The sequence below is a fragment of the Chloroflexia bacterium SDU3-3 genome (genome assembly GCA_009268125.1).
Taxonomy (GTDB): domain Bacteria; phylum Chloroflexota; class Chloroflexia; order Chloroflexales; family Roseiflexaceae; genus SDU3-3.
Genome location: WBOU01000027.1, coordinates 1 through 13,925 on the forward strand (window position 1 = coordinate 1; position 13,925 = coordinate 13,925).

Genomic DNA, 13,925 nt, shown 5'->3' on the forward strand with positions numbered 1-13,925 from the left:
AGCCAGTGGCGTGCGTTGAGCGCGGTGGCCCCACCCCGTCCCATCTCGAACCGGGTCGTGAAACACCGCAGCGCTGAAGGTACTGGCTCCCCTGGAGCTGGGAGACAAGGTCCGCGCGCCCACCAAAACAACAGAACCGCCGCCGAGCACTGCTCGGCGGCGGTTTTGCGTGCCGCGTGTATTTTACCTTGGTGCTTCTAGCCCATCGCCTGCCGCACCAGCGCAGCGATCCGCTCTTCCTCGGCGGGGCCTAGCTCTTTCAGCGCAAAGGCGGTGGGCCACATAGCGCCATCGTCGAGCCGGGCCGCATCGTTGAAGCCAAGTGTAGCATAGCGCGCGCCGAACTTCTCGGCGCACTGGAAGAAGCAAACGATCTTGCCATCCCTGGCGTAGGCGGGCATGCCATACCATGTCTTGGGCGCGAGCGCCGGGGCGTTGGCCGCGATGATCTGGTGCAGCCGTGTGGCCATGTTGCGCTCCGGCTCCTGCATCTCGGCGATCTTGGCCAGCACGTCGCGCTCGCCTGCCTCGCGGTCTTTGCTGGCCCGCTCCTCGGCCTTCATCTCTTTGGCCCGCTCCCGCATCGCGGCCCGCTCCTCGGCGGTGAACCCCTGCCCCTGCTTGGTGGTCTTCTTCTCGCTCATTGTATAACTCCTTTTTGATATATCGGGACTAGTAGCCCTGTGGTAGCGATTCGCCGGTTTCCAGCACCGTCTTCAGGTTGCTGAGGATCCATGTCCAGCCGCCGCTCTGCAGGCCCTGGTAGGTGGGGGTCTCGCCCTGGAATTCCTCGTGGAGGACGGTGACTTTGGTGATGCCGCCTGGCATGGGCGTTAGCTCCCATGTGACTTGGGTGGGCGCATCTTCGTTCATGGGTGGCCAGAGCGAGTGGTAGGTGTGCACAAGGCGGCTTGGCGGCTCGCAGGTGACGACTGTACCTTCGACGATGGGCGAACCGTTGGGCATATGGTAGGTGAAGGGCGATCCAATGGTGAGATCTGTCTGCAGTGCGCTGCCATAGTAGTAGCGGGTGGTGAAATCCGAGGTGGTGATCGCCTCCCACACGCGCTCCTGAGGTGCCCTGATGATGATCTGATACACCAGCCGAGGCTTTGATTCCGCTGTCATACTGTTCTCTCCTTCTCCTTCAAGCACAGCTTTGAGATCGGCTAGGGCGCTGATATGCCCTGCCGAGTATTTATTGATCCAGCGCTCCCAGATGAGCTGGATGGGGATAGGGTTCAGATAATGAAGCTTCTCGCGCCCGACCTTTCGCGTGGTGATAAGCTGGGCCTCTTCAAGTATACCTAGGTGCTTCATAACACCAAAGCGCGTCATCGGTAGGGCGGACTCTAGATCGGTGAGCGAGCGGCCATCACGCTCAAACAGCAGGTCGAGCAGCTGCCGACGGGTCGGATCGGCGAGGGCGCGGAATACAGATGCATCATCCATAGCAGTATTATATGTGACCAAATGGTCACATGTCAAGGGGTTTTGTACGGATGTTCGAGTGATAGGTAGAGCGTTTTATCAGCATGGCCCACTTTGCTCTATGATGCGGTGGGAAGAACCTCCATCGCTCAGCCGATCTTGTAATCGCACGGATGAGCTAGAATCTGGCCATAGCAGACATAAGGGGAGAAGCTATGATCCCACCAGCGATGGATCGTTTCGGCCTGTTCAATACCGCATCGCACCGTCTTTTTTCTACCGCTATCGATCAGTCATTCCAGGTCGGTGTTTGGCTGCCTTTTAGCTACTGGGAGGGCGACCGGCATTACCCAGTTTTATATGTGCCCGATGGCGAGTTCGGATTTGGCCTTGCGGCTGGGCTAATCCCAACCCTAATTGGTACTGGCGATATCCCAGAGATCATCGTGGTTGGTATCGCCTATGATGGTATTGCCACCTGGGGCGAGCAGGCCCAACTGCGAGAGCGCGATCTGGTGCCGCCAGGGGCGCACGACCGCCCCGAGACATCGCGCTGCGAGCAGTTTAGCTTATTCCTACGAGAGGAGCTGCTGCCCTTTATCGAGCGGATCTATCGTGCCGACTCTCGCGATCGTGCGTTGTTTGGGTTTTCGGCGGCGGGGCTTTTTGCGCTGCATAGCTTGCTTTCCCAGCCAGCCATGTTCCGACGATATGTTGCGGCTAGCTGCACCTGGCCTGGGGCCGATAGCTATCTGCTGCAGCGTGCGCAGGAATATGTGCTAGAGCGTGAAGGTATGCGGCTCTCGATGAGTATTGGCAGCGCTGAAGATGAATTGCTGCCAGGCTTCCTAGCCCTTAGCAAGACCTTCAGCCGCATGCAGGGGCTAGGGTTTGATCGGCATGTTTTCGAGGGGGAGCGGCATGGCGCGGGTGTGCTGGCCAGCGCTTTTGTTGCTGGGCTGAGGGATGTATTTCGCGCCTAGCATGTGATGCGCAGGGTTTGTGCGGCACGCGAAAAGGCGGAGGTCGAAAGACCCCCGCCTTCTGTTTACGAGTGTGGCTGGGCTATACGCCCGGCGCTGGAACTACCAGCGGCCGCCGCCACGGCTGCCGCCGCCGCGGTTGCCACCGCCACGGTTGCCGCCGCCGAAGCCGCCCTTGTCCTCAGCCTCGTTCACGCGCAGGGGCCGGCCATCGACCTCCTGGCCATTCGACTGGCTGATGACGGTGTTGATGTCGTTGGCCTCGATCTCGACGAAGCCGAAGCCGCGCGAGCGGCCCGTCTCGCGGTCGGTGATGACGCGAGCGCTCTTCACCTCGCCGTAGGCGCTGAAGACTTCCTCGAGGTCGGCGTCGCCGATGTTCCACGAGAGGTTACCAACAAAAAGTTTCGCCTGCATGATGCAACTCCTCTGCCGCCATACGCGAGCGGCAGTCTCTGGGCCATATGCGCTATGCTATGCCCAATTCCTAATAGCAACCGACAAACTGCGCTGCTTGGAGAACGGCTCGAAACCTGAGCTATTCTTGCTCTCGCGCTAGCAACGAATCTTCTTCAGAGCACGTGAAGTTTTGGAGAGCGCATGGAGGCAATGAGGAAGCACAAATGCAGATCTCGCAAAGTCATTCGTTGGTCAACGGGCATATTATAACACACGAGATCCGTTTTTGGGGATCTTTCACAAAGAATCTTGTGTGTTGGTCAAATCTCTCATAAAAGTAGGGCAGATGGGCGATCGAATGTTATGAGCGGGTATGCTACTGCAGCGCAATGTGATTCGTTTTAATCAGGTAAGCTGGCTGGCTTCCTGCGAAGCCAGGCCAGCTACCACCCGATTGGCTAGCGTTAGCGCAGCGCGTCCATCACGCTGATCCAGGTGCTGCACACGAACACTACGGCCAGCGGCACGATCGCCACGCTGAGCGCGCGGCCAAGGCGCTGGGCGAGCTCGCCCTGCACAATGCCTACAATCTCTTTTTGGATGAGAAAGACCAGCAGCGCCAGCACGATCAGCAGCGTCAGCGCCGCCATGCTCACGGTGGGCGCGCCCGCCCCGGCCACGATCATGGTTGTCATAAGCTATGCTCCTTGCTCCCGCTCGATCAGAGCCTCGGGAGCCTGTGATGTGGTTGCTTGCCGACGAAAGATTGCCACGCCCGCCGCCACCGCGCCAAGCGCCCCTAGCCCAGCCAGCCAGAGCAGCCATGTCCAGGCGGCTGAGGATGGCGCACGGCTGAGCGCGGGCAGGGCCAGCAGGGCCAGCACGTTGGCGATACCGTGCGCCAGCACCACGCCCAGGATGGAGCCGGTGCGCTGGGCCGCCAGCCCGAACAGCAGGCCGACGACCAGCATCAGCACGGCCATGGCGGGCGAGCGGTGGCCCAGGTGCATGGCCGCAAACAGCACGGCTACGAAGGGCACCGCCCAGCGGTCGAGCAGCGGGGCGGCGCTGGACTGGATGACCCCGCGAAACATCAGCTCCTCCACTGCGCCGGTGGAGAGCGCCAGCAGCAGGGCGGCCAGCGCCAGCTGCTGCCAGGTGGCCTGCTGGCCCAGCAGCGGCTGGGGGCGCAGCAGCCAGTAGCTGGCCAGGCCCAGCGCTGGCCCGCTGGCCGCGATGCCCAGCTGCTCCAGCGGCCTGCCGGATGTGAGGCCCAGGCGCGCTGCCGTGAGGCCGCTGGCCCGGCAGACCAAGATGGTGGCGATTAGGGTGGGGATGGCTACGGCGGGGTAGGCCGCCAGCACCGGCCAGCGACCCAGCGGCATGCCAAGGGCCACTAGCCGCACCAGCGGGGCCAGCAGCAGCCCCAACGCCATAGTGCGCTCCTCGGGCTGGGCGGCCAGCGCGGCGTGGATCACCAGTGCTGCCACCAGGGTCAGGCAGATCAGCAGCCCGGCCATCGGGCTGACGTAGGCGATCAGCAGCTCGGCGGCGGTGATAAGTCCGAGGTAGATCCAAAATGCGGCAGGTTTGGCCCGCCCGATCACATGAGCGATGGCGGTCATGAGTCACCTCGCACATTGAGGATAAGCTGGAGCCTGCGGTACGGCTCATCCTGGCCATCGGCCAGCAGCACGATCTCGACCACCTGATCATCGCCTGCCTGGGGCAGTGCGAACTGCATCTGCTGCTCGGCCACGGCACCAGGCGCGAGCGTGATCGGCTGGGTGCGCAGCAGCTCGGCCCCGGCGGAGCGCACTGCTACGCGGTAGCTGGCCTGCTGCGGCTCGTGGCTGGCGATGCCCAGGGTGAGCGCGACCGGCTCGCCGACCACGGCCTCGCGGGGGTAGCTTTCGGCCATGCTCTGGCTGCCCAGGGCGTAGAACTCGGTGGGTGCGGCAGGCGGCGCGGCGGTCAGCCAGATCAGCAGGGCCGAGGCGAGGGCGACCGCCGCTGTGCTAGCGGCCAGCGCCAGCGGCCAGCGCCGTGGTGCGGGCGCTGTGGCCACCTGCACGGGCCAGCGCGCGCGGCGCACCAGCGCGGCCAGGGCCAGCAGCCCCACAGTCGCTGCCAGGGCCAGCGTGATCGGCAGCGGGCGGATGCCCCAGGGCAGCGCGTTCAGCAGCAGAGCCAGCAACGGCACCAGCGCGATGCTCAGGCCCACGCTCAGTGCGGCGCGGGCCACGCCATCCAGGCTGCCGCGTGCGAACAGCAGGGCCTGGAGCGCATAGCCGGGGGCGAACAGCACCAGCGCCACGCCCAGCGGCAGCCGCAGCAAGGGCGGGATGGGCAGCAGCACCAGCGCCGGGGCCAGCAGGGCCAGGGCCAGCAGGCCCAGCAGGTCGGCCACATCCGCGAGGTTTGCTCGGCGGCCTGCGGCGTTGGGAAGGGCAACAGTAGAACTCATAGCACCACCGGGGCGGCGGCATCGTTTGGCGCGAGCGCCGCCTGATAGATACGAAAGGTCGCCTGGGCAGTTTTCTCCCAGCTAAACAGTTTTGCCCGCTCTAGCCCGCGGCTGCGCAGCATCCTGCGCAGGCCGCTGTCGCGGTAGGCCCGCACCATCGCGTCGGCGAGCCAGGCCAGATCGTAGGGGTCGCCCACCAGTGCGGCGTCGCCCACCACCTCGGGCAGCGAGGATGCGCTGGATGTGATCACGGGTGTGCCGCAGGCCATGGCCTCCAGCGGCGGCAGACCGAAGCCCTCGTAGAGCGACGGGAACACGAAGGCCTCGGCGGCGCTGTAGAGTGTGGGCAGGTCGGCATCGTCGAAGTAGCCGGTGAAGCGCACGTGTGGCTCCAGATCCAGCTCGGTCATGGCCGCGTCGATCTCGCCCGATTGCCACTGGCGCTTGCCAGCGATCACCAGCTGCAGCTCGGGGGCCTGCTCGCGCGCGGCGGCGAAGGCGCGCAGCATGCGCCCGATGTTCTTGCGGGCGTTGAGTCCGCCGACATACAGCAGGTAGGGCGCGGCCACGCCGTAGCGGGCCAGCGTCGCTTCGCGCTCGCGGGTGGGCGGCACGGGCGCGAAGCGCTGGCCGATCGCGCAGTGGATGGCGTGGACATGATCCGGCTTGAGGTGGAGAAACCGCACCAGGTCGGCCTGCGAATGATGGCTATCGGTCAGCACCGCGTCGGCGGCGCGGGCGGCGTGGGGCAGCATCCAGCGGTAGCGCCAGTTGTCGAGCCGGTTGTGGGTCTGCGGGTAGACATAGGCGAAGGCGTCGTGGATGGTGACGATCCGGCGCGCGCCGAGGGCTGGGCCCAGGAACGGCGCGATGCCGTTGGGGTCGTGGATGAGATCCAGCCGGTAGCGCCGCGCCGCCGCGCTCAGCAGCGCGTTGCCCGCCGTCATCAGGGCGGGCAGCAGGCGGCACCCCGGCAGCGCGTGGCGCTCGAACGCCCCCCACAGGCCGTGCGGGTCGCTGCGCTCGGTGGTGAGCAGCACCAGCTCGGGGGCGTCGGGCAGCGCCGCCAGGCTGCGCAGCAGCTCCACGGCGTAGCGCCCGATGCCGGTGGGCGCGCGGTCGAGGCCGTAGGTTAGGAATCCAACTCGCATCACAGCCTCTCGATCAGCGCTGGTAGGGCGTCAGCGGTCGCAGGTGGTACAGCTCGGCCTCGCCATTGTCGTAGATCCGCAGCGCGTCGGCGGGCACCGGCAGGGCCTGGCCCAGGCGCGCGCCCCACAGCCGCACGGGCTGCGAGACAAAAAATGTGCGCGTTATAGGCTCTGGCTCGCCGGTGTCGGCGCGGTTGCCCTGGGTGCTCTCCGAAAACTCCTGCCGCCACAGTGGAGCGAGCCGCACGGCATCGAAGTCCATCCAGATCGGCTGGCCTCTGAGATGCTGGTCGCTCCACGCTAGGCCCTGCTGCTCGGAAGGTAGGTAGAAGATCCAGTAATTGCTGAGCGCAGGCTCGTTGGTCGATTTCAGCAGGGCGTTTATGCTAAAAAAGACTAGCAGCACTGGCATAGCGAAGGCTGCGACGCGGCGCACCACGCCGATCTGCTCATAGAGCCACTGGAAGGCCAGCAGGGTCATGGCTACGGTGAAGAGCATGTAGGCTGGCATGATCCGTAGCTGGAGGTTCGCGCCGATAGAGCCGGTGAGGTCGGCCACCAGCGCGCAGAAAAACAGCAGTGAGAAGCTTAGGTAAAAGAGTGTGATTACTACGATTGTAGGGCGATAGATGGCGTTTCGTACTACCACAAATAGGCCGATCAATGAGGTGATGATTAGCAGATAGTTGATCGAGGTGAGCCCCAAATAGGCCCAGCGGCTTACCCAGCCGAAGCTGACGATGGCATAGGGGTTGTGCCTGGTGCTCTCGCCAAAGATCAAGGAGGCAATCTTTTCTTGGAGCGACTTCATTGTCTGAAGTGAGTCCTGGGCGGGCGGATAAATGTAGAATAGCACGAGCACGAGCAGCACACTGAGGCTCGCTATAACATAGATGTAGCGTTGCAGCTGCCGCGCGATCTGCCGCCCTTGTTCCTGCCGGATGATCCAGCGTGCTGCTACCAGGCCGATGACCAAGCTGGTCAATATTGCGATCACAAATGAAGAGGCAAAGAAGAAGTTGGTGGTCATCAGCGCCAGCGCGCTCAGGTAGAATAGCACGACGTAGAGCGCAGATTGCCAGACATCCTTTGCCCGTAGGCTTGATAGAAAGAAGATGAGTGCAAGCGCCACCAGCGGCCATGTCATTTTCTCGTGGCTACCGCGCAGCGAGACGTACAGAAAATCGGGATGCGAGTAGAGCAGAATGGTGCCGAGCGCTGCAAATGGGGCACTTCCAGTACATTCGCGGAAGAACAGGAAGAGCACGCTAGACCACAGCGACATGCCCAGCACTGGTAAGATGCGGTACTGAAGATCAGCCACCGAGATACCGCTTGCTGCTGACAGAAAGGTTGTGACGCTCTGGTATGCGTAGCCGGTGCCGTAGATGAAGCGCTGCGGGATGAGCGTGCCTTCATCGCCCATGGCCTGCGCCGCCTGGGTCAGCACCGCCGAGTCGGTGTCGATCCACAGGCCGTGGTAGCGCAGCACAAAGTAGCTGGCCATCAGCATACAGTAGGCCATGCTCAGCCCAAGCCATAGCCAGGGCGAGGCCTCATTGGGGGGGTTAGCTGCGCGCATAGCGCCACCTCTGGATCAAGAACTGCCCGCCAGCCACGGCAAAAACCAGCAGGGCCGGAACCATAGGCAGGGTATAGCGTACATCGCCGTAGAACAGGCCAGTGCTCACAAGCACATTGAGGATAAGTGCGTAAAACAGGAAGTACTCGCGCCAGCGCCGCAGCGATACGGCGGCCCCCAGGGCCACTATAAGCAGGAACCCGCCGTATATGATCCGGACCAGCCACGCGCCGGGGATGGCCGCATCCTGAGGCGAGCTGGCGATGGAAAGCGGGGAGAGCAGCCGCAGGTATTTCTGCCCCACGAGCCAGCTGAACTTCCCAGGGTCCGATGCGATCCACGCGAAGGCGCGGCGGTAGTACTCCGACTGCTCGTCGATCTCGTTTAAGCCTGGGATCTTGGGCGGGAAGCGCTCGTAGTGCCCGCCAAAGGCATTGGGATTGTTAGCCCCGTAGAAGGTGTAGCCGCCATTGGTCGAGATCATCACGAAGCGGCCAAATACCAGCGTGTTGTGGATCAGCCACGGGCCTACCACCAGCGCCAGTGCTAGCGCCGCCGCCATGCCTAGCCCGAGCCTGCGCCGCAGGGGGATGCCGCGCAGGCAGAGCAGGAACCACGGCACCAAGAACGGAAAGAGCATGAGGATGGTGGGTTTGGCCAGCGCCGCCAGACCGCCCACCGCGCCGAACATCAGCGCCAGGCGCAGATCGGGCCGCATCTGCAGGCGCGCCCCAATCCAGAGCAGCCAGCCTAGCAAGGCCAGAAAGAGGCTCTCGGCAATCAGCCATGCGCCGAAGAAGAGCAGGAAGGGATAGCACAGCGCGCCCAGGCTGACCCAGCGGGCCGCGGCTGGCTTACCCAGCGCGTTTACGGCTAAGAACAGCAGGGGCGGCAGCAGCGCATTAAGCACCGCCTGGGCGAGCCGACTAAGCATCAGATGATAGCCACCCACGCGGTAGAGCAGCGAAAGGAACATGGGGTAGAGCGGCGGCCAGAATACGCTGGGCCGATGGGCGTACTCGCCGTACATGCCGCCCTCCATCAGCGTGCGGGCGATCCGATCGTAGGATGCCGCGTCGCCCAGCAGCGGGTTCTGGGCCAGGAACGGGTCGATGCGCGGCGCAATGAGGGCGTAAGCCACCCGCATCAGCAGCGCCAGCGCGAAGATCGATAGTGCCCAACCGCGTGTGGTGCGCAGCGCCTGCGGGAGCTGGGGCACCGCATAGCTCTTCGGGAGTGCCTGCTCAGATGCGCGCATGGGTGGCCTCCTCTACACGTTCGGCGGCGGGTCCGCTGCCTTGGTAGCGCCCGCGCAGCGCGTTCCATCGGATGCGCACCACATCTAGAAAGAGGCTCACGCTGTCGGCCAGAGGGCTGACCTTTGAGCCTGGGCGGTAGTGCCACTCGACCGGTAGCTCGATGATGCGCATGCCCTCGCGCACCGCCAGAAACAGGATCTCGACATCAAACGCCGTCACTGCGCTGCGCGAGAGCACTGGGGACTGCTCGGTGTAGAGCTGGCTCATGGCGAATAGTCGGCGCGCGGCCTCGGCCTGGAAGCCCTTGAATCCGCACTGGGTGTCGCGGAAGCCCTGCCCCAGCAGCAGCCGCACGGCGGTGTTGAAGCAGCGCCCCATCAGATGGCGGTGGGCTGGCTCGCCCACGCGGGTGGCCCCCGCGCCCTCGCGCGAGCCGATGGCCACATCGGCCCCCTGCTCAAGCGCGGCCACCATGCGCCCGATCTCCTCCAGCGGAATAGGCAGGTCGGCATCGATAAACAACACCAGCTGCCCGCGCGCGGCGACCACGCCGGTGCGCACCGCCACCGCCTTGCCGCGATGCTCGTTCTGGATAACGCGTAGCTCGGGGTGGTTGGCATGAAGCTGTCGGAGCATGTCTGGGGTAGCATCACTGCTGCCATCATCCACTACCACAAGCTCGCTGGGGTAGGGCTGCTGGTGCAGGTAGGTGCAGATCTGTCCTACCGAGTCGCTGATTCGATGCTCCTCGTTATAGGCTGGGACAATGACTGAGAGGTAAGGCCGAGTCATCGCTAGTCTCCATAGGTATCATGGTGCGGCGTCGAGCTGCTACGGCGTGCGAAGCTGATGCTAAAGGCCAGAAGGGTGGCGAGCAGCGCTACGGCAACTGCGCCTATCGCGAGCGGCTGCCCCCCAATGCGTGCGAAGCTCCAGTTGGGATCGGGCATGGTGGCTGCCAGCACTTCGGCCTTTGTGGCTATAGCGCTCCTACCCGCCGCTGCGCTCAGCTCCCACTCCCCCGGCTTTGTCGGCGTCCAGCTGATCTGGGCACGTGTAGAACCATGCGCAGGTACGCTTGCGAGGGTTGCGGTCATCACCTGGTTTGTTTCGCCTAGACGCGCGGTCAGCACCACGGGCACGCTGGCAAGCGCAAGCGTGCCCGTGTTCTCCAGTGTGACATGCACGGTCTGTGCGGCCAGCGCCGCACCGCCGACAGCCTCCACCGCAGTCGCCCGGACCTCGGCGGGCACGAATGGCTCGGCGTGGAACGTGCCGTCGTAGCGGATGAGGTACTCGCCGGGGGTGATGTGTGCGAGATCGAGAAGCGTGCGCCCGGCAGATGTGAAGCCCGGCAGCACCTTCAGCACAAAGCTGAAGCTGTTGCCTGTCGCGCGGTAGTCGCTCATCTGCACGCCCTGGATCTGCTGGGTTGGACCTGAGAACTGATTGAACATCGCAGACACCTGCTGCGGTGCGAATGCGGGTTTGGCGGCGTCGAGCTTGCGCCCCATGGCCAGCCACTCCTCGTGGTTGGTGGGCGGCGTGCTTTCGGCCAAGCTGGGCGTGACATGGGCCTGCCGCAGCGTGAGCGTGCCGCTCTTCGATTCGAACAGCGTGAGGTACTGGTCGGCAACATTGAGCTGGGTGGTGCTCGTCACCACGCCATTGGCCTGCACAGAGCGCCACTCGTCGATGTAGGGCGTGCCAGCCGCGCTGCGATACTGCACCCGGTTCTGCCCATCGATCACCCACAGGCCTGCCTGAGCGTTCAGCAGGTGGAGCTGGCCATCCACCGGGCTGATATACACGCGGGCGGGCAGATCGGTGCGAATGGCGTACTCGCCGCGAAACCCGGGGTCGATCACCTGGAAGCTGCTGGTGTCTGGCGTGTCGGTGTCGCCAAGCAAATAGTTATCGCGCAGATCGTTGAGGATGCCCCAAGTGTAGATGCCTTCCTGTCCCCGATATCCGCCCTCCATCGATTGTGCTAGTGTGATCACATCCCATGGTAGAGAGGTCATGTTCTGGGCAAAGGATGTGTAGGGAGCTGTATGAACCGTGAGATCGCCAAGTTGAATATCTTCTTTGGCAAACTCTTTATGCGTGATGCCATTGAATGAATAGTCCCATTTACCATCATTATTCTGATCCCAAGAATAGCGTAGCATGGTTGTGGGAAAGTCAATGAGTCTATTCGATTTGAAGTATCGGTCGTTGGGTAGATAGTGCTCTACGCGAACAAGTAGCTCTGGGATGCCGTCATGGTCGTTAGCAATATCGTAGAAGGAGAAAGGGGCCTCAAAGTCTGGAACATAGGTTTCTCCTGATCTTAGCGCATAGTGCGAATAGATAAACCAGCCGTTATCCTTTGCTCGTGTGGGGGTAAGCTCGGCGACAAACATGATCTTGCTCTGAGACCAGGCAACCTGGATCGGAGGAGCGCGATGACTGTATGCCTGTACCAGGCCGTATGTCTGCCCAGAGGCGCTATAGAAGGGTATAAGCTTCGATGTTTCGAGCTTTTCGGCGCTTGTGCCCAGAAACGGCCAGAATAGCCAATAGTCTAGCTGCTGATTGGCATGGGGCTGCTCGTCGACCGCGATATTGACGCGCCGTAACCCCCAGTTTTCGGGGAGGTCGGTTGAGGCGGTACGGATATCGTAGATCGGTGCGCCGATATTTTTTGGGTCTCGCACGTTGATAGCGAAATCGGTGTGGCCATCATTTTTGATACGATCAAGAAAGCGATCGTATGATTCCTGTGCCATCACTGGACCATCAACGGCGATGTCGAGGTTGTAGTTGATTTTCTCGCCCTGCTGCCACCATCCGCCCTGTGCGCGCATCTGAACCGTCCAGAACTGGCTCTCATCAATGATGATGCTGCCATCCTGGATGTGGTAGCTCACTTTGCCATCGCTATTTTGGTCATCGTAGACCTCTGCGATGGCATCCCTATCTTGAGAGAAGGCGATGATCAGGTTGGCCGTGCCGTCTCCACCTGCATCGAACACCCACAGGTCGTGGTCGAAATCGACGGCGGTAGTCCAGTTGCCCGTGTCTCGCATGTCGCCATCGCGGTCAAAAACGGTTACGCGGTCAGCTGTATTTCCGGCGAACGCGCAGCTTATGACCGTGGATGCAGGGCTGCCTGCCGAGGCTGGGATGTAGGTGGTGGGCGATGTGGCCGAGCAGAACTGTGGAGATGCTGTGGGCGCGGCGGGCTGGATGGTCAGCGCCAGCACGGCGGCGGTGGCCAAGATATTATGCATCACGAAGCCCTCTGGAGACGATAGAGCCTATCGCGCCCGTACTGCAGCATCTCGGCCAGGGTGCTGCGCAGCCCAAATAGCGTGTGAAGCGGCAACTTGGTCCATCGGAAGAAGAAGTAGCACGCGGTCGTCAGCTGGAGCATGTAGGCCACGGTGACGGCCAGCGCCGCGCCCGCCATGCCCGCGCGCGGGATGAGCAGCAGGTTCAGCGCGCAGTTCGCGGCCACGCCGATCAGCGTGACGATCAGCGGGATGTGCGGGCGGTGGTTCGACTGGAAGAACGGCTCCATGATCGTGAACAGGCTGATCGCCGCCGTGCCCGGCGCGAGCAGCAGGAAGGGCAGCACCGAGGGCCGGTACTCCTCGCCGTACATCAGCGGGATGAGCAGCGGCATCACCAGCATCAGCGTGGCGATCATGGCCACCACGCACACCAGCGTGTAGCGCACCACCCGCGCGGTCATCTGCGCCGACTCGCTGATCTGCAGCTTGCCGAGGTTGGGCATCATGATCATGCTCACCGAGTAGGGCAGCAGCGCGATCTGCTCGGCGAAGGAGACGGCGATGGTGTAGTGGCCCAGCGACACCGTGCCCAAGAAAAACAGCACCATGAAGGTGTCGAGGCGCTGCCCTAGGTACAGCAGGATGCGCGAGCCGTAGACCATGATGCCGTAGCGCAGCAGGTCTTTCACCAGCCCAGGGTTGGTCGTCATCGTCACACGCTCGCCCCAGCAGAACAGAAGTGCCAGGCCAACAATATCGAGAATGGAGAGCGCGGCGGTGGCGAGCGTGAAGACTTTGAGATCGATGACGACTAGGGCCAGCAGGAAAAAGACCAGGCACTGCACGCCGCCCCAGGCGATCCGCCAGTTGGTGATCGCGCTGACGCGGTGCGAGCCGAAGAACAGCCCGTTGAACGATGTGGTGAAGATCGACATGGCGGTGATCACGGCGACCGAGCCGAAGATCGGCCACTCGCGCACCACCTCCGCCGATGCGCCGAACAGCGGCATCACCAGCACTGCGATCAGCGCGGCCACGGCGGCGAACCCACACGTGACGGCCATCACGGTGCCCAGGCCCTGGGCCTTGTTCCAGCGGCCTGTGCTCATGTGGTAGTTGGCGCTGGCGTAGATGCCGGGGTTGCACAGCATGGCCATAGTGCCCGCCACCAGCGTGATCATGGCGTAGATGCCGCGGGCCTCGGGGCCGAGTGCGCGCGCCAGGATGACCGAGCTGATCAGGCCAAAAATAACCTGCGCGCCATTCATCGCAACAACGCGCAGGCTCTGTAGAATGATCGTCTTCATAAAAAAGTAGAAACAAACCTGCTCCAACAGGCGTGATATCGTTTTAACCTAACGAAGCTGTGTAAAGT

At 62.8% G+C, this 13,925-nt stretch carries 13 protein-coding genes and 1 rRNA gene; 2 read left to right on the plus strand and 12 right to left on the minus strand.

What is annotated here, in order from left to right; all coding sequences use genetic code 11:
- The first annotated feature begins 6 nt into the window (after positions 1-6).
- Positions 7-122, plus strand: a 5S ribosomal RNA gene (rrf, locus tag F8S13_26375).
- A gap of 75 nt (positions 123-197) precedes the next feature.
- On the opposite strand, the gene F8S13_26380 is transcribed toward rrf, so the two are convergent.
- Together F8S13_26380 and F8S13_26385 are read right to left on the minus strand one after the other, a co-directional pair.
- The gene (locus tag F8S13_26380) at positions 198-584 is read right to left on the minus strand and encodes a DUF1801 domain-containing protein (protein ID KAB8139867.1); all 387 of its coding nucleotides are present in this window, start codon (positions 582-584) and stop codon (positions 198-200) included.
- Between the two features lie 88 nt (positions 585-672).
- Entirely contained in the window at positions 673-1,452 is a 780-nt protein-coding gene (locus F8S13_26385) for a metalloregulator ArsR/SmtB family transcription factor (GenBank protein ID KAB8139834.1), read from the minus strand.
- A gap of 194 nt (positions 1,453-1,646) precedes the next feature.
- On the opposite strand from F8S13_26385, the gene F8S13_26390 reads away from it, so the two are divergent.
- Positions 1,647-2,414: an alpha/beta hydrolase gene (locus F8S13_26390; protein KAB8139835.1), complete on the plus strand. Its 768-nt coding sequence runs from the start codon at positions 1,647-1,649 to the stop codon at positions 2,412-2,414.
- Between the two features lie 102 nt (positions 2,415-2,516).
- Here F8S13_26390 and F8S13_26395 read toward each other — a convergent pair whose 3' ends face one another.
- The 10 genes from F8S13_26395 to F8S13_26440 all read right to left on the minus strand — a co-directional run bounded on the left by F8S13_26395 (position 2,517) and on the right by F8S13_26440 (position 13,884).
- Complete coding sequence (locus F8S13_26395) at positions 2,517-2,831, minus strand: RNA-binding protein (GenBank protein ID KAB8139836.1); 315 nt, start codon at positions 2,829-2,831, stop codon at positions 2,517-2,519.
- Between the two features lie 446 nt (positions 2,832-3,277).
- Complete coding sequence (locus F8S13_26400; protein ID KAB8139837.1) at positions 3,278-3,508, minus strand: hypothetical protein; 231 nt, start codon at positions 3,506-3,508, stop codon at positions 3,278-3,280.
- A 3-nt stretch (positions 3,509-3,511) separates the two neighbouring features.
- Positions 3,512-4,438, minus strand: coding sequence for a CPBP family intramembrane metalloprotease (locus F8S13_26405; protein KAB8139838.1), 927 nt, complete (start codon positions 4,436-4,438; stop codon positions 3,512-3,514).
- Positions 4,435-5,280 (minus strand): DUF1616 domain-containing protein, encoded by an 846-nt coding sequence (locus F8S13_26410; GenBank protein KAB8139839.1) that lies wholly within the window; start codon positions 5,278-5,280, stop codon positions 4,435-4,437. Before F8S13_26410 ends, F8S13_26405 begins: the two co-directional genes overlap by 4 nt.
- Entirely contained in the window at positions 5,277-6,431 is a 1,155-nt protein-coding gene (locus F8S13_26415) for a glycosyltransferase family 4 protein (protein ID KAB8139840.1), read from the minus strand. The genes F8S13_26410 and F8S13_26415 overlap by 4 nt, the downstream gene beginning before the upstream one ends.
- Before the next feature lie 13 nt (positions 6,432-6,444).
- The gene (locus F8S13_26420; protein ID KAB8139841.1) at positions 6,445-8,013 is read right to left on the minus strand and encodes a hypothetical protein; all 1,569 of its coding nucleotides are present in this window, start codon (positions 8,011-8,013) and stop codon (positions 6,445-6,447) included.
- Positions 8,000-9,271 (minus strand): hypothetical protein, encoded by a 1,272-nt coding sequence (locus tag F8S13_26425; GenBank protein ID KAB8139842.1) that lies wholly within the window; start codon positions 9,269-9,271, stop codon positions 8,000-8,002. Before F8S13_26425 ends, F8S13_26420 begins: the two co-directional genes overlap by 14 nt.
- Complete coding sequence (locus F8S13_26430; GenBank protein KAB8139843.1) at positions 9,258-10,064, minus strand: glycosyltransferase family 2 protein; 807 nt, start codon at positions 10,062-10,064, stop codon at positions 9,258-9,260. The genes F8S13_26425 and F8S13_26430 overlap by 14 nt, the downstream gene beginning before the upstream one ends.
- Before the next feature lie 2 nt (positions 10,065-10,066).
- Positions 10,067-12,547: a hypothetical protein gene (locus tag F8S13_26435; GenBank protein KAB8139844.1), complete on the minus strand. Its 2,481-nt coding sequence runs from the start codon at positions 12,545-12,547 to the stop codon at positions 10,067-10,069.
- Positions 12,547-13,884, minus strand: coding sequence for an oligosaccharide flippase family protein (locus tag F8S13_26440; protein ID KAB8139845.1), 1,338 nt, complete (start codon positions 13,882-13,884; stop codon positions 12,547-12,549). Before F8S13_26440 ends, F8S13_26435 begins: the two co-directional genes overlap by 1 nt.
- Positions 13,885-13,925 lie beyond the last annotated feature (41 nt).